This window comes from Nonomuraea insulae, from assembly GCF_042656245.1.
In genome coordinates this window covers 86,151-112,399 of the sequence record NZ_JBHSPA010000097.1, presented here as the reverse complement: position 1 = coordinate 112,399, position 26,249 = coordinate 86,151, and the positions used below count along the sequence as shown (strand labels likewise).

The 26,249-nt window shown below is 70.2% G+C and carries 27 protein-coding genes; 7 read left to right on the top strand and 20 right to left on the bottom strand.

All coding sequences use genetic code 11. The features are described from left to right. Nucleotides 1-55 precede the first annotated feature (55 nt). The 3 genes from ACFPZ3_RS59185 to ACFPZ3_RS59175 all read right to left on the bottom strand — a co-directional run bounded on the left by ACFPZ3_RS59185 (nt 56) and on the right by ACFPZ3_RS59175 (nt 2,614). Nucleotides 56-1,162, bottom strand: a complete 1,107-nt coding sequence (locus ACFPZ3_RS59185) for a serine hydrolase domain-containing protein (protein ID WP_379523247.1) — start codon at nt 1,160-1,162, stop codon at nt 56-58. Nucleotides 1,163-1,632: 470 nt separating this feature from the next. Next, a complete protein-coding gene (locus ACFPZ3_RS59180) occupies nt 1,633-2,097 on the bottom strand; it encodes a tetratricopeptide repeat protein (RefSeq protein ID WP_379523246.1) in 465 nt (154 codons plus the stop codon). A 94-nt stretch (nt 2,098-2,191) separates the two neighbouring features. Then, on the bottom strand, nt 2,192-2,614 hold the full coding sequence (locus tag ACFPZ3_RS59175) for a hypothetical protein (protein ID WP_379523245.1): 423 nt from the start codon (nt 2,612-2,614) through the stop codon (nt 2,192-2,194). Nucleotides 2,615-2,697: 83 nt separating this feature from the next. On the opposite strand from ACFPZ3_RS59175, the gene ACFPZ3_RS59170 reads away from it, so the two are divergent. Next, nucleotides 2,698-3,987 carry an MFS transporter gene (locus ACFPZ3_RS59170; RefSeq protein ID WP_379523244.1) on the top strand — a complete coding sequence of 430 codons (1,290 nt, stop codon included), beginning with the start codon at nt 2,698-2,700 and terminating at the stop codon, nt 3,985-3,987. Here the strand turns inward: ACFPZ3_RS59170 and ACFPZ3_RS59165 are convergent. The 5 genes from ACFPZ3_RS59165 to ACFPZ3_RS59145 form a co-directional block, all read right to left on the bottom strand. Continuing rightward, a complete protein-coding gene (locus tag ACFPZ3_RS59165) occupies nt 3,893-5,308 on the bottom strand; it encodes an AAA family ATPase (RefSeq protein ID WP_379523262.1) in 1,416 nt (471 codons plus the stop codon). The genes ACFPZ3_RS59170 and ACFPZ3_RS59165 overlap by 95 nt on opposite strands. Before the next feature lie 34 nt (nt 5,309-5,342). After that, nucleotides 5,343-5,549: a hypothetical protein gene (locus ACFPZ3_RS59160; protein ID WP_379523243.1), complete on the bottom strand. Its 207-nt coding sequence runs from the start codon at nt 5,547-5,549 to the stop codon at nt 5,343-5,345. Between the two features lie 317 nt (nt 5,550-5,866). Next, nucleotides 5,867-6,709 (bottom strand): class I SAM-dependent methyltransferase, encoded by an 843-nt coding sequence (locus ACFPZ3_RS59155; RefSeq protein ID WP_379523242.1) that lies wholly within the window; start codon nt 6,707-6,709, stop codon nt 5,867-5,869. A gap of 227 nt (nt 6,710-6,936) precedes the next feature. Further along, nucleotides 6,937-7,413, bottom strand: a complete 477-nt coding sequence (locus ACFPZ3_RS59150) for a hypothetical protein (RefSeq protein ID WP_379523241.1) — start codon at nt 7,411-7,413, stop codon at nt 6,937-6,939. Nucleotides 7,414-7,598: 185 nt separating this feature from the next. Beyond that, nucleotides 7,599-8,459, bottom strand: coding sequence for an MOSC domain-containing protein (locus tag ACFPZ3_RS59145; RefSeq protein ID WP_379523240.1), 861 nt, complete (start codon nt 8,457-8,459; stop codon nt 7,599-7,601). 581 nt (nt 8,460-9,040) lie between these two features. Here ACFPZ3_RS59145 and ACFPZ3_RS59140 point away from each other — a divergent pair. Continuing rightward, nucleotides 9,041-9,580, top strand: coding sequence for a DUF1062 domain-containing protein (locus tag ACFPZ3_RS59140; protein ID WP_379523239.1), 540 nt, complete (start codon nt 9,041-9,043; stop codon nt 9,578-9,580). Nucleotides 9,581-9,692: 112 nt separating this feature from the next. Here ACFPZ3_RS59140 and ACFPZ3_RS59135 read toward each other — a convergent pair whose 3' ends face one another. Further along, a complete protein-coding gene (locus ACFPZ3_RS59135; RefSeq protein WP_379523238.1) occupies nt 9,693-10,229 on the bottom strand; it encodes a TetR/AcrR family transcriptional regulator in 537 nt (178 codons plus the stop codon). Between ACFPZ3_RS59135 and ACFPZ3_RS59130 the strand changes: the two genes are divergently transcribed. Next, on the top strand, nt 10,228-10,710 hold the full coding sequence (locus ACFPZ3_RS59130) for an SDR family NAD(P)-dependent oxidoreductase (RefSeq protein WP_379523237.1): 483 nt from the start codon (nt 10,228-10,230) through the stop codon (nt 10,708-10,710). The two genes, ACFPZ3_RS59135 and ACFPZ3_RS59130, sit on opposite strands and share 2 nt — an antisense overlap. Before the next feature lie 136 nt (nt 10,711-10,846). On the opposite strand, the gene ACFPZ3_RS59125 is transcribed toward ACFPZ3_RS59130, so the two are convergent. From ACFPZ3_RS59125 to ACFPZ3_RS59105, 5 genes are all read right to left on the bottom strand, one after another. Beyond that, nucleotides 10,847-12,418 carry a phospholipase D family protein gene (locus ACFPZ3_RS59125; protein WP_379523236.1) on the bottom strand — a complete coding sequence of 524 codons (1,572 nt, stop codon included), beginning with the start codon at nt 12,416-12,418 and terminating at the stop codon, nt 10,847-10,849. Nucleotides 12,419-12,496: 78 nt separating this feature from the next. Further along, on the bottom strand, nt 12,497-13,609 hold the full coding sequence (locus tag ACFPZ3_RS59120) for an ABC transporter substrate-binding protein (protein WP_379523235.1): 1,113 nt from the start codon (nt 13,607-13,609) through the stop codon (nt 12,497-12,499). A gap of 162 nt (nt 13,610-13,771) precedes the next feature. Beyond that, nucleotides 13,772-14,101: a hypothetical protein gene (locus tag ACFPZ3_RS59115; protein WP_379523234.1), complete on the bottom strand. Its 330-nt coding sequence runs from the start codon at nt 14,099-14,101 to the stop codon at nt 13,772-13,774. Nucleotides 14,102-14,106: 5 nt separating this feature from the next. Beyond that, entirely contained in the window at nt 14,107-15,066 is a 960-nt protein-coding gene (locus ACFPZ3_RS59110) for a hypothetical protein (protein WP_379523233.1), read from the bottom strand. Nucleotides 15,067-15,120: 54 nt separating this feature from the next. After that, on the bottom strand, nt 15,121-16,416 hold the full coding sequence (locus tag ACFPZ3_RS59105; protein ID WP_379523232.1) for an aspartate aminotransferase family protein: 1,296 nt from the start codon (nt 16,414-16,416) through the stop codon (nt 15,121-15,123). Between the two features lie 115 nt (nt 16,417-16,531). Between ACFPZ3_RS59105 and ACFPZ3_RS59100 the strand changes: the two genes are divergently transcribed. The 4 genes from ACFPZ3_RS59100 (at nt 16,532) to ACFPZ3_RS59085 (ending at nt 19,428) form a co-directional block, all read left to right on the top strand. Beyond that, entirely contained in the window at nt 16,532-17,380 is an 849-nt protein-coding gene (locus tag ACFPZ3_RS59100; RefSeq protein ID WP_379523231.1) for a fumarylacetoacetate hydrolase family protein, read from the top strand. Between the two features lie 9 nt (nt 17,381-17,389). Further along, nucleotides 17,390-18,469 (top strand): AraC family transcriptional regulator, encoded by a 1,080-nt coding sequence (locus tag ACFPZ3_RS59095; protein WP_379523230.1) that lies wholly within the window; start codon nt 17,390-17,392, stop codon nt 18,467-18,469. Between the two features lie 10 nt (nt 18,470-18,479). After that, complete coding sequence (locus ACFPZ3_RS59090; protein WP_379523229.1) at nt 18,480-18,602, top strand: hypothetical protein; 123 nt, start codon at nt 18,480-18,482, stop codon at nt 18,600-18,602. 64 nt (nt 18,603-18,666) lie between these two features. Next, nucleotides 18,667-19,428: a sugar isomerase domain-containing protein gene (locus ACFPZ3_RS59085; protein ID WP_379523228.1), complete on the top strand. Its 762-nt coding sequence runs from the start codon at nt 18,667-18,669 to the stop codon at nt 19,426-19,428. Nucleotides 19,429-19,446: 18 nt separating this feature from the next. Here ACFPZ3_RS59085 and ACFPZ3_RS59080 read toward each other — a convergent pair whose 3' ends face one another. The 6 genes from ACFPZ3_RS59080 to ACFPZ3_RS59055 are packed head-to-tail and all read right to left on the bottom strand — an operon-like array spanning nt 19,447 to nt 26,162. Further along, nucleotides 19,447-20,793 (bottom strand): GTP cyclohydrolase IIa, encoded by a 1,347-nt coding sequence (locus ACFPZ3_RS59080; protein WP_379523227.1) that lies wholly within the window; start codon nt 20,791-20,793, stop codon nt 19,447-19,449. Continuing rightward, nucleotides 20,772-21,578: an amidohydrolase family protein gene (locus tag ACFPZ3_RS59075; RefSeq protein ID WP_379523226.1), complete on the bottom strand. Its 807-nt coding sequence runs from the start codon at nt 21,576-21,578 to the stop codon at nt 20,772-20,774. The genes ACFPZ3_RS59080 and ACFPZ3_RS59075 overlap by 22 nt, the downstream gene beginning before the upstream one ends. Next, nucleotides 21,575-22,312 (bottom strand): amidohydrolase family protein, encoded by a 738-nt coding sequence (locus tag ACFPZ3_RS59070; protein WP_379523225.1) that lies wholly within the window; start codon nt 22,310-22,312, stop codon nt 21,575-21,577. The genes ACFPZ3_RS59075 and ACFPZ3_RS59070 overlap by 4 nt, the downstream gene beginning before the upstream one ends. After that, entirely contained in the window at nt 22,296-23,891 is a 1,596-nt protein-coding gene (locus ACFPZ3_RS59065; RefSeq protein ID WP_379523224.1) for a heparinase II/III domain-containing protein, read from the bottom strand. The genes ACFPZ3_RS59070 and ACFPZ3_RS59065 overlap by 17 nt, the downstream gene beginning before the upstream one ends. Next, nucleotides 23,888-24,880 carry a Gfo/Idh/MocA family protein gene (locus ACFPZ3_RS59060; RefSeq protein ID WP_379523223.1) on the bottom strand — a complete coding sequence of 331 codons (993 nt, stop codon included), beginning with the start codon at nt 24,878-24,880 and terminating at the stop codon, nt 23,888-23,890. The genes ACFPZ3_RS59065 and ACFPZ3_RS59060 overlap by 4 nt, the downstream gene beginning before the upstream one ends. Further along, nucleotides 24,873-26,162: an ABC transporter substrate-binding protein gene (locus ACFPZ3_RS59055; RefSeq protein WP_379523261.1), complete on the bottom strand. Its 1,290-nt coding sequence runs from the start codon at nt 26,160-26,162 to the stop codon at nt 24,873-24,875. Before ACFPZ3_RS59055 ends, ACFPZ3_RS59060 begins: the two co-directional genes overlap by 8 nt. Between the last annotated feature and the right edge of the window lie 87 nt (nt 26,163-26,249).

The window sequence follows — 26,249 nt, the reverse complement described above, 5'->3', positions numbered from 1 at the left end:
CACCGACAGTCCCGCCTACCGGACGCTGACCGGCCCGGCGCAGCCGCGGGAAAGCTCAGCGCGTCCCGGCGAGATAGTCGGCCAGGATCGTGGTGACCGACAGCGCGGTGTCGAAGTTCGGGACGAGCCGGTTCTTCGTCAACGCGAAGGCGACACCCCGCGCGGGGTCGGCGTAGGCGTAGCTTCCGCCGCCGCCCGGCCATCCGAATGCCACGGAGCTCTCCTCGGCAGGGGCGCCCATCCGGCCGAGCGGGAAGCCCAGCGCCATCCGCGCCGGACTACCGAAGACCTGATCCACGCCCTCGAACGCGAGCGCGGACAGTTCCTCCAATCGCGCGGGGTCCACGAGCCTGCCCTGCAGCACGGCGTTGTACATCGCGGCCAGTCCGTGCGCGCTCGCGATGCCCACCGACGGTATATCGGCGCGCAGGATCGCGCCGTTGTTGCCGAAATCGGCACTCGGCTGGTTTTCCCACGGCGCGAGGATCGCATCATCGTCGTCCGAGGCGGCAGGCCATTGCGGCGCCTGCTCCAGGCGTGCCAACCCCGGCAGTGACTCCTTCGGAGCGGCGAAGTAGAGCTGCCCCTCGATGCCGAGAGGCGCAGTGATCCACTCACGCAGCAGCTCGCACATGGGCCGCCCGGTCGCGCGGCGGGCCAGCTCGCCGATGAGATAGCCAAAGGTGTAGGAGTGGTAGCCCATGGCAGCGCCCGGCCGCCATCTCGGCTGGGCGGCGGCCAGCGACTCACATACCCTGGACCAGTCGGGAAGCTCCGCCGGGGTGATCTCGCGCGGCATGGCCGGCAGACCGACCGTGTGGGTCAGCACGTGCCGCAACGTGGCCGTGGCCTTGCCATGCACACCGAACTCGGGCCAGAGGTCCGTGACCGGGCTGGCGTAATCGAGAAAACCACGCGCGACGAGCAGATGCGCGAGCGTGGCCGCCACGTTCTTGCCGGTGGAGAAACTGAAGATCGGCGTGCCGGAGGTGACCGGTCGCCCGGTGGCCGGGTCGGCCGTGCCGGCCACCGCGTCGACGATCAGCGCGCCATCGTGATAGACAGCGACCTGCACACCGGTCTCCGCGCCGGCGCCGACCAGCGTGTCGATATGACGCTGAATCCGTTCCTGTATCTCACTCATCGCTACCTCAGCATCCACCAGCGGCCGGCCCTTCCTTGCGGCTTCGGATCGAAGATGTCGGACGGGCCTTGCTCGAAGGTCACAGGAGTCCTCGCGTTCGATCGTTGACGACGGTCGAAGGTGAAGACTTCCATCAGAGGGCGAAATCATCGCTCAACTCAGTTGATCGTCGGATTCGACATTCCGCGCGGACCAGGCATCGGCGTTTGGTACCCGCCCGACGGTGGGACCCCCGGCTGCGGTCGAGTACAGCTCAGTGTCGTCCGCGAATGGGGCATCAGTTCCATCTCTTTGTTTTGGAGATGTACGGGCGAAGCCCGTTCCTTCTGGTTATGAGGTGTTAAGTGCGAAATTTCTAAAGCGAGCGCCTTTACATTGTAGATTCATAATTCGCGCCGAGGCCCCGATCGAGTCGCCCTCCGGCAGAGCCTCCCCGACGGCCCCACTGACGCGACGGTCGCGGGCAGCCCCCTTGCCTGGGCTCGCAGTCAGACGGTCTCACCCAACTGTTCGGCCACCTGCTCCAGCCCACCCTTGATGAGCCGCCCATACTCGTCGTCGCCGAGCGCGCCGATCCCGTCCCGCGCCTGCTGGAGGTGCTCACGGGCGCGGTCGAGATCGCCCAGCTTGCGATAGCACTCGCTCAGGTTCAGATGCAACGACGGATACAAGCCGGCCACCGAAAGCGGCACCCCGGCCTGGGCCACCCGCTCATCGGTGATCAGGCCGACGGCGGCAAGCGCGCGCAGATCCCACATCAGCTCCTGCTCCACGACGTCCTGCACATCGGCCATCGAGTGGGCAAGGACGCAAACATGCAGCGGGTCGCCCTGCTCGCCACCGATGTCGTCCCAGATCTGCGCGAACAACTCGCGAGCCGCATCACGCCGGCCCTGATGGTGATGCAACTCCACCCCCTGGCCGATCCGGGTCATCGTGGGGTCGGCGGTCATGAGCGGCTCCTTCACCGTCGCGAGCGATCGCGATCAGCCTACCCGCCTTCTGCGACTTAACGATCTTCAATGCGCCGTTCAGGACGGCCCGGCCTCAGGCTCTGGCCGGTGCGAGGGCAAGGCGGCGGGAGCGCCAGAAGGGGTAGCCGACCGCCGTGAGGAGGAAGAAGAGCGGGGCCGGATGGCCGAAGACGAGGAAGGCGAGCGCGAAGTCGGCCACGGGCACCGCGAGGACGAAGTACGGGAACCAGGCGGGCGGCGCGGGGCTGGGCACGAAGATGGCGACGTTGAGCTGGACCAGCGAGATGACGGCCTTCACCAGCACCCACCAGTACTGGACGTAGCCCCACCGGGTGAGCGCCGAGAGCATGAAGCCGGTGAAGAGAGACCCGTTGGCCAGGTGCACCAGCACGTTCTCGTCGAGCAGCTCAGCCATCACGTACGCGTCGCGGTCGCCGGTCGTCATCCCGTACACGTTCAGGGTGAACAGGGCGAGCGCCTGGCTCATCCAGCCCACCGATGTCCTCCTTCGCGAGCCGGCGGTCACCGGCTCAGGAAATCGTTTGATGAACCCCGCACACGCTGGCAGCATCGCCCCTTGTGCCGGAAACAGATGCGCCCGAAAGCCGGGATCAGGAACCATCACCAACTGACCTGGCATCCACCACCAGCCGCGCGTCCGGGCAGCCGCTCCGCTCCCCCGCCTTCCGGTGGTTCTTCGCCGGCTGGTCGATCTCCATGGCCGGCAGCGCCATGTCTCCCGTCGCGCTGGCCTTCGGCGTCCTTGAGGTCACCGACAGCGCCGCCTGGCTGTCCGCGGTCATCACCGCCTCCATGGTCCCGATGGTCGCGACGATGATTCTCGGCGGGGGCATCGCCGACCGCTACCGCCGCGACACCGTGCTGCGCCTGGCCGGTCTGGGCGCCGGCGTCAGCCAGGCCGTCGTGGCGATCCTCCTGCTCACCCACCAGCACCCCGCGCTCCTGCTGCCGCCGGCCGTCCTCAACGGCATCTTCCAGGCACTGACCAAGCCGGCGATGCGCGGCATCGTCCCGCAGTTGGCGAGCGGACGCGGCATCCAGCAGGCCAACTCCCTGCTGGCCTCCGCCAGGAACATCACCCTGATGGTCGGCCCGACCGCCGCCGGCCTGCTGACCGTCTCCGTCGGAGGCGGCTGGGCGATCGCCGCGGACGCCGTGTCCTTCCTCCTGGCGGCCATCTGCTTCGCCCGTATCTCGCTCCCCGATCTGCCGCCCCGCGCCGAGGGTGGCCCGACGATGTTCGGCGAACTACGGCAGGGCTGGAGCTACTTCAGCTCCCATCCATGGATCTGGTCGGTGACCCTGGCCTTCGCCGTCTTCAACGCCGTCTACATGGGTGTCTGGCAGATCCTCGGCCCGGTGATCGCCCGCGACACGATCGGCGCCGAGGGCTGGGGCCTGGTGCTGAGCACCCGCGGCGTCGGAGCGCTGCTCGCCACCGTGGTGATGGTGAAGCTGACGGTACGGCGGCCCATGGTGCCGGCCCTGTCCTCGATGACCCTGGCCGCCGTACCGCTGATTCTCCTCGGCACCGGCGCGAACACCTTCTGGCTGGCCGCGGCGGCATTCGCCGCAGGGGCGTCCGCCGAGTTCTTCACCGTCGTGTGGTCGACGGTCTGGAACATCCACGTCCCGGAACGGCTGAGCTCCCGGGTCGGCGCCTACGACGAGTTCGGATCGTTCGTGTCGATTCCCCTCGGCCAACTGTCCGTCCCGGTGCTCGCCGCGGTGTTCGGCACCGCAGCGGTGACGATCACCGGCGGCGCCCTGCTGGCGACCGCCATGCTGCTACCCCTGCTCCTGCCATCACTGCGGCGAATCGAGGTGAACGCCTCCAAAGCAGACTGAAGATCGTGCTGGGGACGTGGCCAGGCAAATGGGCAGGGCGGTGGCCCACGCGATGGCGTTCTGCAGCCGCCGCGCCCCGATTCGGCTGCGGTATCCGGTTAACGCAAAGTAGCCATATGTAACGTGCGGCAATGGAGTGAACGGGGATCAACCCAGGAGGAACAACTTCAACGAAAAGGTCTGCCATGCGCTGCCTGCTCCGGCGTCTCAGTCTGCTCCTGGTTGCGGTTGGATTGCCGCTCGTCACTCTCGCCCCGCCCGCCCTCGCGCAGGTGGACCCTGCCCCGCTCCTTGAGAGCCCGCAGTTCATCGTGCTCATCCTCGAAAATGTCGGAGGCGCGATACCGTCCCGTTCATAGGCTCGGCCGCCGGAAACGGCCGGGCAGGTGAGTGTGGGACAGGGGCAGGGGACGCGTGCGCTTCCTGCGCGCCTGCACGCCGGCGCGCCTTCGTGCTGCAGCAGGCCCAGCTCGACCAGGTCATCGAGCTGATCCTCGGTGGCGAACAACTCGCTCTGGGTGAGCACCGCGGCGATCGGCGCGGCGACATCCACCGCAGGCACCAGCGCCAGCCGCCGGAACGTCGCCTTCGCCGGCGGCGACAGCACCGCGTACGACAACGCGAACGCCGCCTCCACCCCCACATCGCCCACCGCCAGGTTCGCCAGCCGGCGATCCTCATCCGACAGCCGCTCCGCCAGGTGCCGCATCGTCCATCCGGGCCGGGACGCCAGCCGGGTGCCCGCGATCCGCAACGCCAGCGGCAGGTATCCGCACAACCCCGCCACCTGCGCCGTCTCCGCCGCCGCGCGATCGGCGGCCGCCCGCACGATGGCCCGCAACAGCTCCGCCGACTCCTCCTGCGACAACGGCACCGGCGCGATCCGCCTCACCCCCTCCAACCCGCCCAGCGTGCGGCGGCTGGTCACCACCACCATCCCCGCTCCAGGGCCCGGCAGCAGGGGCCGTACCTGGGCCTCGTCGGCGGCGTTGTCCAGCACCAGCAGGCACCGCCGCTCCGCCAGGATGGCCCGCAGCTGGCTGGCCCGCTCCTGCTCCTCATCGGCGATCGCGCGCGGGTCCAGGCCCAGTGCCCGCAGCAGCCGGAGCAGCGCTTCGGCCGCCGGCATCGGCTCGGCGTCGGTGCCGCGCAAGTCCGCGTAGAACTGCCCGTCGGGGAAGGTTTCCCGCAGCGGTTCGGCGGCCCGCACCACGCACGCCGTCTTCCCCAATCCCGCCTGGCCGTGCACCACCACGACCGGCGTGAGGCCGTCTTCGGACGCCGCCCGCCCTTGCTCGCACAGCAGTTCTAGCTCCGCCACCCGGCCGACGAAGTCGCCGGGCCCGCGCGGCAGGTCATACAGCCGCGACCGCCCCACCAGGTTCTCCGACCGCTCCGCCCCCCGGGCCACTGGGCCGCGGCCGGCCGGCTTTGGCGGCCTCGGCCAGCTCCGCCCGCTGCTCGTCATCGAGCCGCAACGCTTCAGCCAGCGCCTGCACCGTGCGCCGTTGCGGGCCGCGGCTGATGCCGCGTTCCATGTCCCCGATGGCTCGCACACTCACGCCGGAAGCGTGGAAAGCTCCTCGATCGTCAAGCGCGCGGCCTGCCGCCAGCTCCGCAGGAGCGAGCCGAACGCGTTGACCATCCATCCTCCTCGCCGCCTGTCATCGGGCGACTTGAGCCAAAATACCGGCATGCCGGAGATCGGCGGCCGGTCGGGCTGTCCCAGGCGCCGATCATGAGGGATCACGTCGGACCCACTGGACGATCTCGGGGCCAGACTCTTCATACTCCTGTCCGGAGCAGCTCGAACTAAAGCATTGCAACGGCCGTGACCAGCTCAGAGAGTTCACCACCGTCCGCTCGTCAGTGGTGGTTGTCACTCAGTCCTCAGCGCAACGCAGGCGAACAGGATGTGGGTGCCGCCGTCCACGGCGCCGGGCTCCTGGCAGGCGGCGATCTCGTGCTCCAGGAAGCGCGCCCACCGGTCAGGATCGGATTCGAGCGCCGTGAGCGTGTCCGGGTCGCCCAGGCTGGCCCAGTTGCTGGCGGTGGCCGCCACGATCTCCCCTCCGGCGGCCCGGATGAGGGCGGCCAGGTCGCGGTGGCGGAACATCTGGCAGACATGGCCGTCCTGGTCCCCCTTGCGGCGCAGGTCCCCGGTGCGCAGGATCAGGTCGTTGGCGTCCTCTCCGATGGCCTCGGCCGCCTTGACCACGCCGGGCAGGAAGTGCCGCCACACCCCCAGCAGGGACATGACCGAGCCGACGACCAGACCACCCGGCCGGGTGATGCGCAGCAGGCCGCGCAGCGCGTCCCCGGCCTGCTCGAAGGCGTACGACAGCGGGCCGCCGTACGCGAGCACCAGGTCGAACTCCCCGTCGGCGTACCGGCTGGTGTCGCAGACGTCCACGATCTCCCGGCGCTCCACCGACGCGTCGGCCGCGCCGCCCCGCAGCCGTTCCTCGTTGAACGCCAACTGCACGGGGGAAAGATCCGTGACCACGATGCTCGCCCCCAAGGCGGCCAGTTCGGTCGTGAACCGCCCGGGGCCCGCGCCCACCTCCAGGACCCGATCGCCCGGCCGGACGAATCGGGCGAGGAAGCGGCGGTGCACCTCAAGGCTGACGCGGCCCGCGACGTCATCGGTGAGGCGGTGCCACTCGGCGTCTCCGAACGCGTCGAAGTATCTGCGCACCTGTTGCCGTGACTCGATCGCCATGGCGAACATGATGACAAGGAGCATGATCGCCGGTCGATCGAATTTCCTGGGTCGGCTCCAGAGACCGGGGATCTCAGAGGGCGCTTCACCAGCCGGCCCGGCCACGCCCGCATCGCTCGTCGAGAGCCGGTGCGACGAGCGACGCCGCCCCACCACGTGTGACGGAGGCGCTCGACCGGGCTCGTGGCAAGCGCGTTGTGCTGTTGTGAGACTTCAGCAGGCCATCACTAGTTGAAGCAGTCTTGCTTGTGGAGCGCGATGCCGTACTCGGTGACCTTGCCGTGCGTGACGCCGAAGCTGTAGTAAGCCTTCTTGTTGCCGGGAACCGTGATCACGTAGAAGCCGTGGAAGTCCTTCTTGATGTGCGGGTAAGCCGCCTTCAGCTGCTTGGCGGTAGAGCCGATCCCGATGCCTTCCGGGGTCTTCATTCCCTTCGCGGCGAAAATGGCGGCCAGCCCCACGCGCGCCGAGATGTAGACCCCGACCGAGTCCTTCGGAGTCGGGAACTTCTTCAGGTCCCAGCCGGAGCAGCCGTCGCCCGGCATCTTCTTGACCACGGCCCCTGTCGCCTTGGCCTGCTTGAGGGTCATACCGAGCTTGACGGCACCGTAACCGTTGGAACCCAGGGTCGGCTTCGTCTGGGCGACCGCCATGGTGGCGCCGGAGACCAGCAGCGAGCCGGCGAGGAGCGAGGCCCCGATCATCGTCTTCATCATGTCTGCTCTGACGACGAAGCGCCGGTAAAGGTTGCGAAGTCACGATCAACAATTGATCGCTGCCAACTCCGATGTTCAACCAGCTGGACTCCTGTAGAAGGTCCCATCCGTCAATCGGCTGAGGCCGGACTGATGTCAGGCGGGACGCCTGCGCCCCTCGGTGTGTCTCCGGCTTACTCCGGGCCGGTCCCGCTGACGGCCGAGTGCGGCGCGGAGGCAAGGACGGTGACCGGGTCTCCGAGTCGTAGTTCGCCTCGGCTTCGGGGGACCAGGCGGATGCCGAACCAGGTCTTGCCGTCCCAGCGGCGGTGGCGGGCGAGGGTGCGCAGGGGTTCCTTGCCCTTCTGGAAGGTGACCGGGTCGTAGGTGGTGGCGGCGCAGCGGTCGCAACGTTCCGAGACGCGGAAGGCGAGCGGGCCGATGCGGATCTCGCGCCAGTCGTCCTCGGCGTACGGAGGCGCGCCGTCGATCACGAGGTTGGGGCGGAATCTGGCCATGTCCAGGGGGGCGGGCGGGTCGTCCAGGCGTTCTACGGCGCCTTCGAGGATCCAGTCGTCCAGGCGGCGCAGTGAGGAGCGGGAGGTGAGCAGGATGGGAGCGTCCCCGGCAAGGCTGACGACCTCGCCGGGCAGGCCGCCGTGGGAGGGCGGGACGGCGCGGCGGTTGGGGTCGTCGAGCCAGACCAGGCGGGCGGGTTTGCCGAGCAGGCGGGTGAACCAGGCGTGGGAGTCGGGGTGCGCGAGTATCGCGGAATCCAGTCCGGGGAAACCGACGGGAACGTTTTCTCCGGTGGCCGGGGGGACCTTCAACTGGGGCAGTCCCGGCGCGTCGAGCAGCAGCCCGTCCTCGTCCGTGACGCTGGCGACGACGGACAGCAGCCGGGGATTCTCCCCGAGCCAGTAATCTTTCCCCTGCTCGTCCACGACGGCCCAGCGGCGGTCTTCGGCCAGCCCCCACGGCTCCACGACCGCCGAATCCACCACCCACCCTGAAACCGACTTGACCGGATATTTCCGGATCTCAGCTAGCTCCACCCCGACACCTTACGTCCGGGAGACGCCTTCACGAGTGGGTTGGCATCTGCCCGGCTCACCGTCCAGAGGCCGCTCGTCCAGATGTCGCCCGTCTCGAACGGGATGAGCTCCGGTCTTTCGCGGTGACGTTGCCGCAGGAGGCGGTTTTGCGCAGGCGCCGTCCAAGCCACGGCCTGAAATGTTCACGGAACCGCTGCGCGTCCTCCCGACGATCAGCGGCGAATGTGCGCGCGTTGTCCGCCGCATTCCACCGCCGGCGCGACCGTGCCATAGCGCTGAGGGGACGGGTATACGGCCGGTCGACAGTCCTCGCCCGGGCCTGACGCGGAGCCTGCCCCGCCTGCGCGGACCGGCGAAGGCCGATCCCCCACCTGGGCGGTCGCGAAAAACGGGTGGATCTTGTGGATGGTGGTCGGTTAGCTTGGGCCCTCACCCAACGTGAGGACTTCGCGCGCATGACGCCGCCTGCTCTTTAGACCTGACACCTTCCCTGCGCATCGGTCGCCGACGACGCCGTCGGCTCTGTTTTCCGTGCTCTTCGTCAGGTCTTCAGAGAGATCATGTCTTCACATCCTCATATCGTGCTGCCCTGGGTGGTGCGGCGCACCCGCCTGCCCCTGCTCGCCCTCCAGTGCGTGGCCTGCCCTTCCGGCCGCGCCACCGTCGGCACCGGCAGGTTCCGCGTCAACGCCAACGGCAAACTTCTCGACGTCTGGCTTCTGGTCGACTGCGTTTCCTGTGGCCGGACCAGCAAACTCACGGTCCACGATCGTGTCCCGGTCCGCTCACTGCCCGCCGGCCTTCTGGCCGGTTACTCGGCCAACTCGCCTTCCCTCGTCGTGGATATCCTTCTCGACCCGTTGATCGCCCGGCGCAACGGGTTCGCGCTCGACTGGGACGGGCGCTGGGAACTCCACGCACCTCCCGTTCCCGAAGATCCGTGGCCCCTTCAGATCACGGTCACCTTCGACGATCCCGTACCAGTCCGTCCCGAACGGCTCATCGCTCATGCACTAGGCATCAGCCGTAATGAGGTCGCTCGCCGAGTGAAGATCGATATCCCGCTGAATCGCAGGACGAAACAGGATTTCTCCTTCGTCCTGATGTGGTCGGTTCAGTAGGTCCAGGCGTCGGTAGGACCCTCTCCGCCAAGGCAGAACACGGCTGTGCCGTGTTCTGCCTTGGATCCAGCCGGCGTCTTGGTGCTCGCGAAGGCGAACCCCGGGCGGTTTCTCAGGAGAGCGGCCAGTTGCGCAGGGCGGCGGCGGCCATCGCCTGGAGTCCATCGCGGTCGACACCGCTCGCGGCTTGCACGGCGATGCCGAATGCCAAGGTGGTGACGTAGCGGGCCAGTAGCTCCGGGTCGGTCTCCGGCGGCAGGTCGCCGTCGTCGACGGCTCGCTGGAACCGCTCTCGGACGCAGGAGCAGCCGTTCGTACGCCAGGCGACGAGAAGGTCGCGGACTCCACGCCCGGAGTCGCCGGCGGCCAGGGCGCCCTGGACGCCCATGCACCCGTGGGGATGGGCCGGGCGGGTGGTGGTCCGAACGGTGCCGGCCAGGATCGCGGTGGCGACGCCGAGGGCGGTCGGCTCCTCCAGGGCCCGGGTCAGGTATCCGCCCGGGCCTTCGGTGTAGCGCTCCAGTGCCTTGCGGAACAGCTCTTCCTTGTTGCCGAAGGCCGCGTACATGCTGGTGGTGGAGATGCCCATCGCCTCGGTGAGGCCAGCCGTGCTGGCCCCCTCGTAGCCGTGCTCCCAGAACACCAGCATGGCGCGCTCGAGAGCTTCGTCGGCGTCGAATCCTCGCGGCCGGCCGATCGGGCCACCCTGTTTCGGTATCAACGTCCGGGGCACGCTGTTCACCGTTCAGAAGGCGCTGCCACTGCTCAACGACGGCGCCTCGGTCATCTCGAACGGCTCCACCAACGTGGACGTCGGCGATGAGGCGCTCGGCGTGTACGCGGCGACCAAGGCCGCCACCCGATCGTTCTCCCGGACCTGGGCCAACGAACTCAAGGGACGCCGCATCCGGGTCAACACCATCACGCCCGGCCCGACCGACACCCCTGGTCTGTCGGGGCTCGCTCCCAGCCCGGAGCAGTTCAAACAGCAACTGGCCACGCATGTGCCGCTGGGCCGGCTCGGGCGCCCGGAGGAGGTCGCCGCCGCCGTAGCCTTCCTCGCCTCCGAACAGAGCAGCTTCATCACCGGTTCGAGCCTGTACGTCGACGGCGGCCTGAACCAGATCTGAGTGGCGGAACCACCTGTGCGACGCGGACGGTCCGGCAGGGGCTTTCCAGGACGAAACCGGGGAGTTGCGCTGGCAGGCGCGCAGGAACGATCGGGCCACCGGCTCCAGCATCCTTGATCGCAGAACAGGCTGAGGTTCAGAAGTCCTGGGAGCGGCGCAGGGCCGGCGGGCGGCCGTCCGGATCCACCGCGAACCGGTACAGGGGCAGTGCCATCAGCTTCTGCGCCTGGGACAGGTGCGGCGCCGGATGGGGGCGCAGGCGGCCGGGCGGGCGCGGCCCTTCGCGGCCGCCCTCGTGCCAGGCCTCCAGAGCCGCCGCCGAGCGGGCGAACGCGTCGAAGGCGGCCACCGGGTCGCACAGCTCGTCCTGCTGCTCGGCGGGCAGGTCCTCGGGGGGCAGGTCGAGGTGCTCGCTCATGAGGGACAGGCGCAGGTCTCGGGCGAAGCGCAGTGCCCCGGCGGGCGGGCGCGGATCCTCTCGCTCGTCCAGGACGGCGCAGCTCAGCTCCGAGTCGTACGTCCACGACCGCAGGTTGACATTGTCCGAACCGATCGTCGCCCAGACATCGTCCACGACGCAGACCTTCGCGTGCACGTACACGGGCGTGCCCCGATGGTTCTCCAGGTCGTAGATGGCCACCCGGTCGCCTCCGGCCGCGCGCAGGCGGCGCAGGGCGTCCGCGCGGCCGATCAGGCTGGCGGGACCGGCCAGCCAGCCGTCCTGGTCGGGATGGCGCGGCACGATGACGATCATGCGCAGCTCCGGCTCGCGTTCCAGCGCGCGGGCGAACGGCTCGATCACGTCGGTGGACCACAGGTACTGGTCCTCCAGGTAGATCAGCGAGCGCGCGCGGGCCAGCGCCTTGTGGTAGGCGTGCGCGATGCTGCGCTCCCCGTCAGGGGCGAACGGGTAACCGTGGCGGCGGGCCGGGTACGTGCGCAGGAGTTGCACGTAGTGGTGGCCGGCGGCCGGCGGGGGCGGCCCCGGCCGGGGAAGATCGGGGGTGTCGTCGAGGCGGCCGAGGTGGTCGCGCAGGCGCCGCAGCGGGTCGCGGGTCTCGGGGGCGGGGTCCTCCCAGCGTTCGCAGAACACCTGCTCCACCTCGGCCACGGCCGGACCGCGGATGGCGACCTGGACGTCGTGCCAGGGCGGGCGCGGGCCGTACACCTCCGGCATCGGGGCCGGCTGGGGATCGCCGTCGTGGGCGGCGTCGTCGCGGCGGCTGTGGCACAGGTCGATGCCGCCGAGGAAGGCCACGTCCCGCTCGGGGCCGCGGTCGTGGCGCAGGACGACGAACTTCTGGTGGTGCGAGCCGCCCACGGCCGTGCGCGTGTCGAGCAGGGCCTGGCCGCCGGTGTCCTCGATGTCCTGGCCGAGGTGACGGTTCTCGGCGGAGCTGAAGCGCAGCAGGTCGAGATGGGAGCGCCAGATGAGGCCGCGTACGAGGGCGCCGCGCCGGGCGGCCTGCGCCATCGCGGTGCCCACACTCGGCCCGTCGGGGGCCAGCCGCTCGTCCGGGTCGCCCCGCCAGTCGGCGAACAGCAGCAGATCGTCCTTGTCCAGCTGCTCCAGTTGCGTCTTCAGCTCGGCGAAATAGGTCGCCCCGTGGATCAGCGGCCGCACGTCGTTGCCCTCCGACCAGGCCGGGAGGCGGGTCGCCCGATTGCCGCGCTCTTCTCCGGTGAGAAACCAGTCCTGAATCCGCATTCGTCCTGGACTACCCAGGCAGCGGCGGCTGATGCGCCTTCTGGACTGGTGAGGTCTCGCGTATGTCGCGGGCCGGCCTCAGCCGGTGTGAAGGATCCGGAAGCGATCGGGTGCCGCCGGATCTCGATCAACGACCTGGATCGGCGGCCAAGCCCATTGCCAAACGCTGATGCCCGGTGTGCGGGAGAACCGGATCTGCCCGCGGGTGCCTTCGACGGCGACGCGCGACCAGGATTCGGCGATGCGCGCCCGGCCCGCGCCGTGAGAACGCAGCACATCGGCCAGGACGGTGACCGTGTCGTAGCCCTCGAAGGCGACGAAGGAGGGCGCTTCGGCCAGCCGCTCACGAAGGGCCGTCTCGACTCGCGCGCCGAGTGGGCTGAGGCGCTCGGGCAGGTAACGCAAGAACGGGATCGCGGCGCTGTCGTCGCCCAGCGACCTCGCCCATTCGGCGAACTCCGGCTGCCCGGCCGGAGCCCCGATCATGATCTCGGCGAGGCGCCGGTCGCGGCGAACAGACGTGACGATCGACACTGCCGGCTCCGGGTGGCCGACCAGAAGCAGCACCGCTGTCGCGCGATTGCCGGCGAGTTCGTCGCACACGGCCGTGGGGCCGAGCGCGCGCACGTCGAGTTCGATGACGGTGCCGCCTCGTGGAGCGAGGTAGTCCCGCAGAATGCGGGCCCCAGACGCCCAGTAGACACTCGGCTCGGCCGCTACGGCGATTCGGCTGTGCCCCACGCTGAGGAGGAAGTCCGCGTAGATCCGCCAGCCGCGGGACTGCGCCGGGGCGAGGCGCGCGACCCATTCCGTCGGCTGTTCGGTGAGCGCGTCGAGAACCGCTGACGAGCAGAGGAACGGCAGGCCGAGAGCGTCGGCCCTGGCGGCAGCGGCGCGAGCCACGACGCTGTGGTACTCCCCCGCCACCGCGGCCACGCCCAGGCGAGCCAATTCGTCCACGGCCGCCGCGGCCCTCTGCGGATCAGCCGCGGTGTCCCGGACCAGCAGCTCGAGTGGTCTTCCGGCGATCCCGCCGGCGTCATTGACCTCGCGAACGGCGAGCTCGAGTCCGGCGAGCAGATGCCGGCCCGCCTCGACCCAGCCGGGCCGAGTCAGCGGAACGAGGGCGCCGATCTGAACGGATGATCCGTCGGTCCGCTCCGCTCCAGGTGGCGATGGTGGCGTATTCATGCGCTGGCGTCTCCCGTGTGGCCATTCGGTCTCCGTTTGCCCGGATCGCAGTGTGGCAAGGCTCGGTTGTACGCGTCCAGCTCATCTCATGTCGCCGTGGCGGGGGCACCTGGGTGACCATGCCGGACATGCTCCACCGCGGCGTGTCCTCCAGCTCAGGGCTCACTTTGCGGCGTACAGCTTGGCGATGCGCGCACCGAGGTCGGCGCCGTAGTTCTCGTGGTAGACCTGGGCGGAGCAGTAGACCGCGCCACCCTGGCGGGCCAGGACGGGCGTCCAGACGGCGGCGTTCTCGACCGTCGCCTTCACCCAGGTGTCCGCCGTGTCGGCGGCGACGTCCCGCTCCCAGACCACCTTGCCGTTGAGCAGGAGCTGCTTGATGTGGTAGCCGGCCGGATGCTTCGGGCCGCGGGCGTCGCGGTGCCAGAAGTTCACCATCCGCTTGCCCGTCCCCGAGGCCAGGACGATCTTCCGCGTGGCGCCGCACGACATGCCTCTCATCCAAGGTCGAAGGCGACATCGGCGAGGTGAACGATCCGCACTTCCGGGTCGTCGAGAAGCTTGCGCAGGTCGGCGACCTGCCAGCCGTCGACGACGAGCCCGTACACCAACCCGTCCTCGGCCGCCTCGGTAAGCCAGCCGTAGGTCAGGCCGAACGCCTCGAAGTCGTCCTTCTCGTCGAGCAGCCCGACCCATCTGCGGAACTCCGTCAGCGCCACATAGGGCTCGCTCGCGCACTGATAGGTGAGGTCCTGCCAGGACGGCTCCTTGGCCATGCCACGGTTCCAGACGACCGCGTTCTGCGAGGGTGGATCAGCCGAATCGTCGTAATAGGAGGGGTAGTAGAGGTAAGAGAGGTCCTCCCCTCCGCAGATCTTGTGCCTGTGCTGGAAGCCGACAAGCCGTTCAGTGGTCATCGCGTCCTTGAACTCCACGACCGCGACGGCTTCGAGCGACTGTGGAAGCCCGTCCATGGCCTTGCGCGCCTTTTCCGCCCGCAGCCCGTCGAACACGGCATCATCCTCATCCAGATACATGGCATCGATCGCGGTGCCCAGACTGCCGGACGGCCCGTCGAGGGAGGGCGCCCGGACGGCACCGAACACGTTCTCCGTGATCTGATATTCCGTCTCACCCTTGCTGGGACCGATCCTGCGCGGTTCTCCCTGCAGCGTGTAGGTCGACTCCAGCAACCCGCCCCATTCGGACTGACCGTAGGAGAGGCGCTTGTCGGGGTTCGCGACGCGAGCGGTTGTGGCGTACACCCGGGCCATCCGCTCATCGTCGTCGATGAACAGCCATGCGACCTTGTCGACCACGCGAAAGGACAGGCAGAGCACCGCGGTGACGGCCAGGACCTTGAGCAGAGCCTTCCCCACGGACGCCCAGTCGGGCTCCCCCACATTCAGCACGGCGCGCCCCCTGAGATCCAGATCAATTCGGGTATCGCGCACCATAGCCGCTCGGAGAGGGAGGAGCACCGTATTCGTGTCCAGCGGCGGCCGTGGTGATCAGAGTGAGTTCAGGGCCGCCGAGAACGCCTCGACGGTGTCGGCTATGTCCGCCTCGGTGTGCGCGGTCGACAGGAACCACAGGCCGCGCGGCACCATGTTGACCCCCTGGTCGAGCAGTGCGGCGTGCAGGCGGCCCATCATGGCCCGGTCCGTCGCTGCGAAGTCACGGTAGTTCCGCACGGCGGGCGCCTCGGTGAAGTAGGTCTGGAAGACCGGCCCCGGCCCGTCGACCAGCATCGGGACCCCCGCCTTGGCGGCCGCCTCCGTCAGGCCGCGCATCAGCTCCCGGCCGCGCGCGTACAGGGTGCCGTACACCTCCTCCCGCTGCTCGTCGAGGATGCGCAGGGTCGCCTCGGCCGCGGCGATGCCGATGGGCTGGGAGTTGAACGTGCCCGCGTGCGCGACCTTGCCGGAAGAGATGGCGTCCATCACGAAGGCGCGTCCGGCGAGCGCCGACACCTGCATCCCGCCCGCCATCGCCTTGCCGAACACCGACAGGTCCGGGGAGACGCCGAGGTACTCCTGGGCCCCGCCGGGAGCGAGCCGGAAACCGGTGATGATCTCGTCGAAGATGAGCAGGCTGCCGTGGCGGTCGCAGAGCTCGCGCACCGCCTGGAGGTAGCCGGGGTCCGGCTCGATGGCGCCGGTGTTGCACAGCACCGGCTCGGTGACCACGGCGGCGATCTGCCCCGCGTGCTCGTCCATCAGCCTGGACAGGGCGTCGATGTCGTTCCATGGGCAGACCACCAGGTCGGCCGCCTCCGGCTGGCCCGCCGTACCGGGAACGGCGGCGGGGCGGTCGGCGGGCCCGGCGGCCTCCAGCGGCGGATGCACGCTGTAGAGGACCGGGTCCAGCCAGCCGTGGTAGTGCCCCTCGAACTTGAGGATCTTGGGCTGCCCGGTGAAGCCGCGCGCCAGCCGCCAGGCGGCGTGCACGGCCTCCGAGCCCACGGTGTTGAACCTGACGCGCTCGGCCGAGGGCACCATGGCGCAGAGCCGTTCGGCCACGCGGGCCTCCGCCGCGTGCTGGGCGGAGTAGACGATCCCCCGGGACACCTGCGCGGTGATGGCCTCGACCACCGCGGGCGGGCAGTGGCCGAGCAGCGCCGGCCCCTGGCCGAGCACGTAGTCGAGGTAGGTGTTGCCGTCGACGTCCCAGAGCCGCGCGCCCGCCGCCCGGTCCACGTAGAGCGGGACGCCGGCCATGCGGCGGGCGTCGCTGGAAACGCCGCCGGCGAGGTGGCGCTGGGCGGTGGTGTACAGGTCACGACTGACGTCCAGTGTCCGGGTCATGCCGACCATCAAACGGTGAGATGTCACCGGCCCACAAGAAAGAGGGCAAGAAGCGGGTTGTCAGCGCAAATTTCGGTGCTTGTGGTGGTCGCGGGCCCTTGATGGGGTTGCGGTCATGTTCCTTGGACGTATTCGGCGAACCCCCTCCGGCCCCGTCGAACTGGTGGCCCTGCACCCGGACGGCGGCCTGCTCAGCCTCGCCGACCTCGGCGACGACCCGGTGGCCGCCCTGAGCGCGTACGGACTCGACCGGCTCACCGAGCTGGCGGGAGAGCGTTCGTCAGGGCCGCTGCTGGACCAGAGCGCGGTGCTCTTCGAGCCGCCGGTGGCGACCTGCACGAAGATCTGCTGTCTGGCCCTGAACTACCGGGCACACGCGGAGGAGAGCGGCATGGAGGTGCCGCCCGAGCCGGTGCTGTTCTTCAAGCCGCCGTCCGCGCTCACCGGTCACAACCGGCCGGTGGTGGCGCCCGCCCGTACCCGCCATCTGGAGCACGAGGTGGAGCTGGCGGTCGTCATCGGCCAGGTCACCAGGGACCTGCCCGCGGAGCGGTGGCAGGAGGCCGTGGCCGGCTACACCGTGATCAACGACATGACGGCCCGCGACCTGCAGCTCGCCAACATCGCCAGGAACGCGCCATGGGACCAGTCGAAGGGGTTCGACACCTTCGCACCGGCCGGCCCGTTCCTGGCGACGGTGGACGAGGTGCCGGATCCGCAGGCCCTGGAGCTGGTCCTGGAGGTCGACGGCGAGGTCAGGCAGCGGGCGAACACCAAGCAGATGGTCTTCGACCTCCCCCGGCTGATCGAGGACCTGTCCGACGGGATGACCCTGATGCCCGGAGACCTGATCGCGACCGGAACCGTGGCCGGAATCGCCCCGCTCAAGGACGGCGACACCATGCGGGCAACGGTGGCAGGAGTCGGCACGCTGGTAAATACGGTCAAATTTCGGTCCGCCTAAAGTAGAGGCATGGACTACGCTGTGGCTGCCCTGGTGGACATCGACGACTACATGGCCTCCGAGCAGGCTCGGGGAAGGTCGTGGGCGCGCCGCCAGCTCCAGCACGCCGACCAGGTGGTGCGGGCGGCCACCCGTAGCCGTCCCGGGGCCACCTGCCGGCCGCAGCCGCCCGAGGAGTGGCTCGTCCTGCTGACCGGAGCCGACCCCGACGCCCTCATGAGCGACGCGGCGGCGCTGGCGGAGGAGGTGCGCGCGTGCATGGTGCGCGAGACGGCGTGGACCGCCACCGTCAGCCTCGGCCCGCCGAGCCTGGCGGGCGGCGGGACGGCCGAGCACGACGCCAGGCTGGCCAACGACTACAAGCTCGTGCTCGGCGGCGACCGGGTGATCGCCCCGCCGCCGCCCGCGCGGGTGCCGCTCGCGCCTCCCGTCCGCATCGAGCAGGAGCTCTCCAGGCGGGTACGCGCCGGCGACCACAACGGTGCGGCGGGCCTGCTCGCGGGATGGGTGGACCGGTGCGCCCGCGAGCCGGACGTGGACCCCCGGACGCTGCGCAACTGGCTCATCGGGCAACTGCTGTTCGTGGTGGACGTGGCCAACCGGTCCAGGCTGACCGACGGCTCGACCGACTGGGTGGAGGCGTGCGCCCGGCTGCCGATCGAGGACATCGTCTCGGTCGGCGATATTCACGAGCGCTCCTACCTGCACATCTGGCTGCGCGAGACGCTCGGCCGGCTCATGCCGCCGCCTCCGCGCCGGGACGTGCTGGCGCTGGCCGAGGCGTACCTGGCCGAGCACTACACCGATCCGGGGCTGCGCCTGACGACGGTGGCGGCGGCGGTGAGCGCGAGCCCGTTCTACATCTCCCACCTGTTCGCCGAGGAGCGCCGCACTACCTTCCTGCGCCACCTCACCGGCCTGCGGTTGCAACACGCGCGCCGGCTGCTGAGCACCTCGCCGCTGCCCATCGACGTCATCGCGGCCCGCACCGGCTACCTGAGCGCGAAGGCGCTGCGCGGTGCGTTCCGGCGGCACGTCGGCTGTTCCCCGACCGAATACCGCAAGGCCGGCCTCCGGCCCTGCTCGTGATGGAGGGCGCATGGACCTGGCGATCGACGGCGGCCAGACGGGGCTGCGCCTCGGCCTGGCCAGCGGCGGCCGGATCCGGGAGGTGCACGAGAGGCCCGGCCTGTCCTACGCCGAGGGTACGAAGTTTTGGTGAGCCAGGTGGCCCCGGGCAGCGCTGAGATGCTGGCCGGGGCCGCACGACAACTGATGGAGGACATGTGATCGACCAGAGCGCGTACGCGGAGGTCGCCAGGGCCGCCGTGGAGCGGGTGCTCGGCGCGGAGCGGGCGGCGATCGAACAGGCCGGACGCCTCGTCTACGACGGGCTGCGGGCCGGTGGGGTGGTGCAGGCGTACGGCACGGGGCACTCCAGGGCGGTCGCGCTGGAGCTGGTCGGGCGGGCCGGTGGGCTGGTCCCGGCGAACCAGCTGGGCATTCGCGACCTCGCCTACTACGGCGACGCCTCCCCACAGGACATCCTCGACCCGAAGATCGAGCGGCAACCGGGGCTGGCACTGCGCATCTGGGAGCTGGCCGAGATCGAGCCCGCCGACGTCTTCGTGATCATCTCGAACTCCGGCGGCAACGCGGCGATCGTCGAGATGGCCCGTCTGGCGGGCGAACGCGGGCACCCGGTGATCGCGATCACCTCGCGGGCCCACACGGCCGAGGCCGCCGCCCGCGAGGGAGCCGGCGGCAGGCGGGTGCGGCTGGACGGGCTGGCCGACGTGGTCATCGACAACGGGGCGCCGTACGGGGACGCGGCCGTGCCGTTGCCCGATGGCGGCGCCGTCTGCCCGGTGTCGAACGTGACCGGCATCCTGATCGCCCAGCTCCTGGTGGCCGACGTGACCGGCAGGTTCCTGGCCGCCGGACAGGAACCGCCCGTCTACAGATCCGCCAACACCCCCGGCGGCGACGCGCACAACGAGAAACTGCTGGCCGGGTACGGCGACCGGGTACGGCTGGGCGACGCGTGAAGGACACCGCCCAGGAGGTCAGGCCCGCACCAGCCGGTACGGCTGGCGCGGCCGCCCCGCCTGGGCTCCCTTGACGGGGGGCACGGGCCAGGCCAGCCCCTCCTCCGCGAGGCTCTGCAGCACCCGGCGGGCGCTGCGCGGCGCGATGGCCAGCACGTCGGCGACGATCTCGGCGTCCACGACCATCGCGTCCGGCCCGTCGTCGAGCCCTTGGATCAGCCGTTCCAGCAGCTGGGCCGCCTTGGTGGTGACGGCGGGCTCGACCTCGGCACGCCTGCGCCGGCGTACCGGAAGGGACAGCACGGCGCCGTCGACGCCCACCAGGTAGGCGGCCGCCGCGCCCGCGTTGCGCGCCTTCTCGACCGCCACCATGGCGTTGGCGTCGGCGTCCCTGGCGGTGCTGCCCAGGCCGATGCCGACCTCGACCTCGACGCCGGTGTCGGAGCGGATCCGGTCCATGAACGGCGCCGCCCGCAGCCCGTCGGTGGCCTGGCCGAGCGCGCCGAGGGTGGCGGTGACGACATAGCTGTTCTCGTCCCTGGGGGCCACGGTCGCCCCCATGAGCCGGGCGTCGGCCAGCAGCGCCTGGTGCAGTTTGAGCTTGAGCTCCTGCTGCCAGTAGTTGCCCGGCCCCGAGTAGCCGGGCCGGGCGGAGGTGGCGAGCTCGACCACGACGATGGCGATCTGCGCCTCCTCCAGCCTGCTGCCGGTGCCGAGCAGGGCGGCGGTGTTGAGGGCCAGGCGCAGGGTGTGCGTGGTCGGCATCATCCGCAGGGCGGGCACCCCGGCGGTGGTCAGCGCCTTGGCGACGCTCCTTATCGTGGTCAGCGCCGCCGTGGTGGCGCCCTGCCGGTAGAGCTGCTCGTGGAAGCCGATGAAGCCGCGGACGGACTCGGGCTCGTCGTACTCCGACAGGTGGACGCCCGCGGTGCCGACCCCGATCTCACCGTAGGCCTCGTCCACGTCGGCGGCGGGCAGCGAGTCGATGCTCACCCTGGCCGGGTCGATGCCCTGGGTGAGCACCCCGCGCAGCAGGGCGGCGTACAGGCCGGCCCCGCTCATCGGGACGTGCGTGGCGGGAACGGGCAGCTCACCCGCCTGCCTGGCGAGGTCGTGCTGGAGCGGGCCGGTGAACAGGACGACGTCGATGCTGTCCGCGATCCGGGAGAACTTCTCGTAGGTCTCGTGCTCCCCGGCGTGCGGGGCGCCCACCAGCCGCCAGTCGGCGGCGGCGGGCAGGTCGGCCCCCACCATCACGATCTGCTCGACGAGGTCGTGCGGGCCCACCACCCCGATCCCTACCCTGGACCGTGTCTCGGGACGCAGCCGATCCATGTTGCTGATCACCCCACTCCCGAACGCCATCGAAGCAGGCGGGTCATCGTTCCGCCGAGCACCGCCGCCCGATCATGCTCGGCAAGGTCACTGAAGATTACCCGGCCGAGCGACATCCGGAGATCGATGAACGGGAAGTCGGACCCGTACACCACCCGGTCCGCGCCCACCTCGCGCACCATTCTGGAGATGTCGGCGCCGGTGTTGAAGGAGCCGCAGACCTCCAGTATCACCCCGGGCCGCCGGAGCGCGACCTCGATCGCGAGCTCGAAACCGAGCGGGGTGGCCCCGGCGTGTCCCGCGAGGATCACCACGCCGGGGTGGGCCGCCGCCACCTCCTCCACCATGGGCAGGTCGTTGTACGCCGAGCCGTCGTAGGTGTGGGTGAGCACGGGGCAGCCGGTCCGCTGGGCGAACTCCCACACCGGGGCGTAGCGCGGGCCGGTGAGCGGGTAGTCGTGCAGGTCCGGGTGGAGCTTGATGCCGCCGAAGCGCTCGTCGCCACCCCACTTCTCCAGCTCCCCCACCGGGTCCTGCCAGGGGTTGACGGTCAGGTAGCCGGTGAAACGGCCGGGCGCGAGGTCCACCGCCGCGGCGGTGGCGGCGTTGCCCGCGGCGGCGTCGAGCTGGATCGCCAGGTGACTGGAGATGACGGCGTGCGACACACCGCACCGGTCCATGACCCTGACCATCGCCTCCGGTCCCGCGTCGGGGATGAAGAACAGGCTGTACGGGCCGGCGTGCGCGTGCGCGTCGACGATCCGGACCTCGGTCTGAGGGCGCCGCTCCCGCAGCGCGGACACGAGCGGGTTCACGCGGCCTCCGCCTTCAGCAGTCCCAGCAGGGTGCCGGAGCCGATGGCGGCCACGGCGTCGTCGTCGAGTTCGGCCCAGAGCAGCCGGGTCACGGCCTCGGCCGGGTCGCGCAGCGGGGCCCCGGTGCCGAAGACGAGGCGGTGCGCGCCGTACCGCTCGGCGAGCCATTCGAGCCCGCGGTGCGAGGACAGGTTGGCCAGCCCGAGGTGCACGTTGCCGGTGCGCGACAGCACGCCGGCCGCCTGCCTGAGCAGGCGGTAGCCGAGCGAGCCGATCACGATCGCCAGTCCGGGATGCGCGCCCGCGATCGCCTCCACGGCGGCCCAGCCGATCTGCGGCGCGTCCACCAGCAGCGGCAGCCCGGCCTCGGCGATCGCGCCGAGCATCGGCGCCGCGTCCCTGCCCGCCAGGTCGTAGCCGTGGTCGGCGGGGTAGGCGCGGACGGCGCGGACGCCCCCGTCGAGGGCGGCGGCGACGAACTGGGCGGGCGTGCCCGTCTCCCCGCACGTGTCGGGCAGCATCACCCAGCACGGGTGGAGCCTGGGCTCGGCCGCGACCAGGCCGAGCAGCTCCCTGTTGCCCGTCCCTGGGTCGTGCAGCCACGACAGCGTGTGGCTCACCACGGCCTCGGCGATGCCGAAGCGGTCCATCCCCGCCAGTGCCCGCGTGACCGTGCCCGGGCCGGTGTCCCTGCGGGGGTGGCGGCCGAGCATGGCGTCAGCGTCGATGAGCATGGACCGTCCAACCGTCAGGGATCGCGGGCGGCTCGTCGCGGAAGGGGAACACGCCCACCGTGAAACGGCCGTCGCGGCGGCGCAGGCCGAGCGAGTGGATCTCGCCGTACTCGGCCGTCCGCGTCGCCGGGTCGGGGATCCTGGCGGGGCCGCTCCCGTAAAGGATCTCGTCGGGCGGTTCGAGGGAGACAACGAGGATCCCGGGACCATGTCCGCTGATGTGGCCGCCGGCGTGGGGGGTCCACGGCGAGAGGCCGTGAATCTGCCAGATCGCCTCGGCGTCGATCCGGTCGGTGATCACCCAGTACGGCGACGGGCCCTTGACGAAGCGGATCTCGCGGTCGTGCCGGGCGCTGAAGCCGTGGTGGTGCCCGGCGAAGAGGTCGGCCTCCGGCGTGACGGAGTACACGTCGCAGGCCGCGCGGCGGTCCTCGGTGTACTCCTGGCCCGGCACCAGCAGGGTGTTGTGGGCCCTGGTCGCCTGGTACCAGTCGTAGTAACCGGGGTCGTCGTAGGACGGCGGGCCACCGCCCTCCCAGGCCAGCGGCACGCCCCAGCCGGACAACACGAAGTCGAGCGCGGCGTGGTGGCTGTGCGGCTCCAGCTCGTGGCCGACGTAAGGACCGTAGTTGATCACCGTGTGGAAGTGGTCGTGCCGGAAGGTCGCGTAGCCGCTGGCCGCCAGGTTGTGCGAGCCCTCGGCGGGCCGGTCGCCGTCGAGCCAGACGACGCCGCTGTCCTGGAGGTGCGGCACCCAGCCGGCGGGCGTCGACAGGATCGTCAGCCAGCGGCGCATGGCCTGGTAGCGGGGGTGCGTGTCGAGCTCGGGTTCGACGGCCGCGGCCCGGGCGAGCCCTTCGAGGCACATGCCGTGGTAGCCGGGCGAGCGCTCGTGGTGGCCGCCGTCGGCCCGTACGTCGTGCTCCAGGTGCTCCAGGACGCGGTCCGTCGCGACGGCGGCCCAGCCGGCCGACTCGGGCAGATCGGTGAAGATCCTGGCGGTGTGCAGCAGCTCGCAGGCGGTGGCGAACTGCCAGTTGCCGTGCCTGAACGCGTCGTGCTCCTCGGCGGCCCAGCGGGCGCCGCCGAGGACGGTCTTCATCATCCGCAGCCAGCAGCCGTCGCTCAGCGCGGGCTCGTCGGCGAGGACGGCCAGAGCCTCGGTGACGTACATGGCGCGGGCCCGCACGCCGAGCGAGTACCAGATGACGTCGAGGCCGGGCCAGTCGCCCCGGACCTGGTCACGGCCGTCGTACCACTGGCGGAAGAGGCGGTCCCACTCGGCGGCGTAGCGCGGGTCGCCGGTCTCGGCGTAGGCCGTGACCAGCGGGCTCATCCAGCGCAGGTAGTGGAAGCCGTACAGCCGGGAGCGGCCGTGGCCCTTGTCGAGGAAGTCGACCTCGGCCCCGATCAGCTCGTCCGCGCCGGCCGCGGGCAGCGCCGCGGCCACCGGGCGGGGCCGCCGCCAGGGCCTGGCCTCGGCGACGTCCGCCGCGCCCAGCGCGTCGAGCAGCGCCGCGTCGCTGATGTGCCGCATCCGCTCGGGGTCGACGTGCGGCGGTTTCTCCACGTGAGTCATGCCGGCTTCACCGGCAGCCCCGTGCGGGCCGACTCGTGCGCGGCGGCGAGCACGGCGGTCACGTGCCGCGAGCTCTCCACGCTGACGAGAGGCTCGGCGCCGGTACGGGCGCAGTCGACGAAGTGGTGGATGGCGTCGCGGTAGGCGCCGGCGGGCACGCCGTGCACCACCCGCTGCAACATGTTCCTCGGATAGGAGTAGCCCTGCTCCGTGGCGAGCTGGATGTTCTCCTTCTGCCGGTCGAGCTGGATGACGCCCGACTCGCCTGCCACGGTGACGTAGCTGTCGACCATGGTCGGGAAGGTGCTGGGATAGATCCAGGCCGACTCGAACGTGGCCACCGCGCCGCCGGCGAACCTGGCCTGGATCTGCATGGCGTCGGGGGTCTCGATGCCGAGCCCGCGCAGCTTGCCGTAGCGGGCGGTGGCGAAGACCTCGACGACGCGGTCGTCGTACAGCCAGGTGACCAGGTCGATGTCGTGGCTGGACAGGAACCACGCGCAGGTGGTGCGGTCGGCCCAGCCGATCATCTCGGTGGGCACGTGAATGGTGTCGTCCTTGCGGGCGTAGCCCACGACGGGCTCGCCGATGAGCGGCATCTGCTCCTTGGCCTGCGCGTACGCGGGCACCCAGCGGTGGTTGAACAGGCACATCGCGCTCACGCCCGCCTGCCGGATCGCGGCGACGGAGCGGTCGGCGTCCTCGACCGTCGTGGTGAACGGCTTCTCGACCAGGATGTGCACGCCCGCCTCCGCGGCGGCCACCATCACGTCGGCGTGCAGGTGGTCGGGTGTGGTGATCGAGACGGCGTCGACCGTGCCGGAGGCGAGCAGTTCCCGGTAGCCGGGGTAGAGCGCCGCCTGCGGGGCTTGGTCGAGGGGGCGGCGGGCGACCGCGGTGATCTCGGCGTACGGGTGGGCGGCCAGGACCTCGGCGTGCCCGCGACCCATGATCCCGGCCCCGACGATCCCGATTCTGAGCTTAGGCAAGTGCTTCGTTCCATTGCTTCTCGGCGGCTTTGAGTGCTTCTTCGGCGGTCTTGGAGCCCTGGAGGAAGGCTCTCAGCTCCTCGGCCAGCGACTCCGACAGCTCCATGTCCTTCAACGTGCCGAGCGGGGTGTACTCCAGCTTCGGCAGTCCCTTCACGATCACGCGGCGGGCCGCGTCCATCGGGTCGTCGCCACCCTGGCCGGCGAAGAAGGGGTCCTTGGTCGAGGAGATCGTCGAGGGGTAGATCGGCACCAGCTTGCAGAAGGCGAGCTGGTTGGCGCCGTTGGCGAAGAACTTGATGAACTCGGCCGCGGCCCGCTGGTGCGCGGAGGCCTTGGGGATGGCGAAGGTCTGCTGCGCGAGCAGCAGGTAGCCGCCGGTCTCGGTCCGCACCGGCTCGGTGATCGCGAGGTCGTCGTAGACGTCGGGCGCGTTCTTCTGGATGTTGAGCAGCGTGGCGGCGAACGTGCTCGCGGACATGGCGAGCTGGCCGTTCTCCAGGCTCTGCGGGAAGTTGCGCACGTCCTTGGAGATCGAGCCGGGCGCGATGCCGTGCTTGTCGTAGCTCTGCTTGAAGGTGGCGAGCAGCTCGGCGACCTCGGGGGTGTTGAAGGCGGCCTTCTTCTTGTCCGCCGACAGCAGGTCGACCCCGTAGTAGCGCAGGACGGAGGCGGCGTTGATGCCGGGGATGTCGTTGGTGCCGTAGACCTTCGTCTCGGCGTAGACCTTGTCCGCCAGGGCCAGCGCCTCGTCGTACGTCTTCGGCGGGGCCTTCTCGTCGAAGCCGGCCTTGGTGACGACGGACTTGCGGTAGATGCCCACCGGGGTGCCGCCGTTGTACCAGGGCACGGCGTAGAGCTTGCCGTCCACGCGCAGCGGCTCGACCAGGTTCGGCTGGAAGTCGGCCAGGTCGGCGGGCTTGACCAGGGCGTCGAGCGGGGCCAGCGACGGGACGAACCTGCCCAGATCGCTGGAGGCGAGGTTGACGGCGTCGGGGACGTCGCCGCTGGCGACCGCGGCGAGCAGCTTGGTCGCCATGTCCGCGCCGGGCACGTCGACCCACTTCACGGTGACCTTGGGGTGGTCCTTCTCGTATTGGGCGATCAGGCCGTCGATGTAGGCGCCGTAGTTCTTCTTCAGGTTGATCGTCCAGAACTCGACCTCGCCCTCGAACGGCTGGTCGTCGGCCGTTCCCGCGGTGCCGCCCGACGTGCCGGCGACGCAGCCGGACGTCAGGAGCGCCAGGGCGAGCGCTCCTGCCGTTAAGGCGCCTGTTCTCATCACCGCGGACCTCCTGGCTGTTATGGCCGTCCTTAATGCTTCTTTCGGCACCCTGGCAGGCGACTGCTCTCTCCGTCAAGTCTCTTC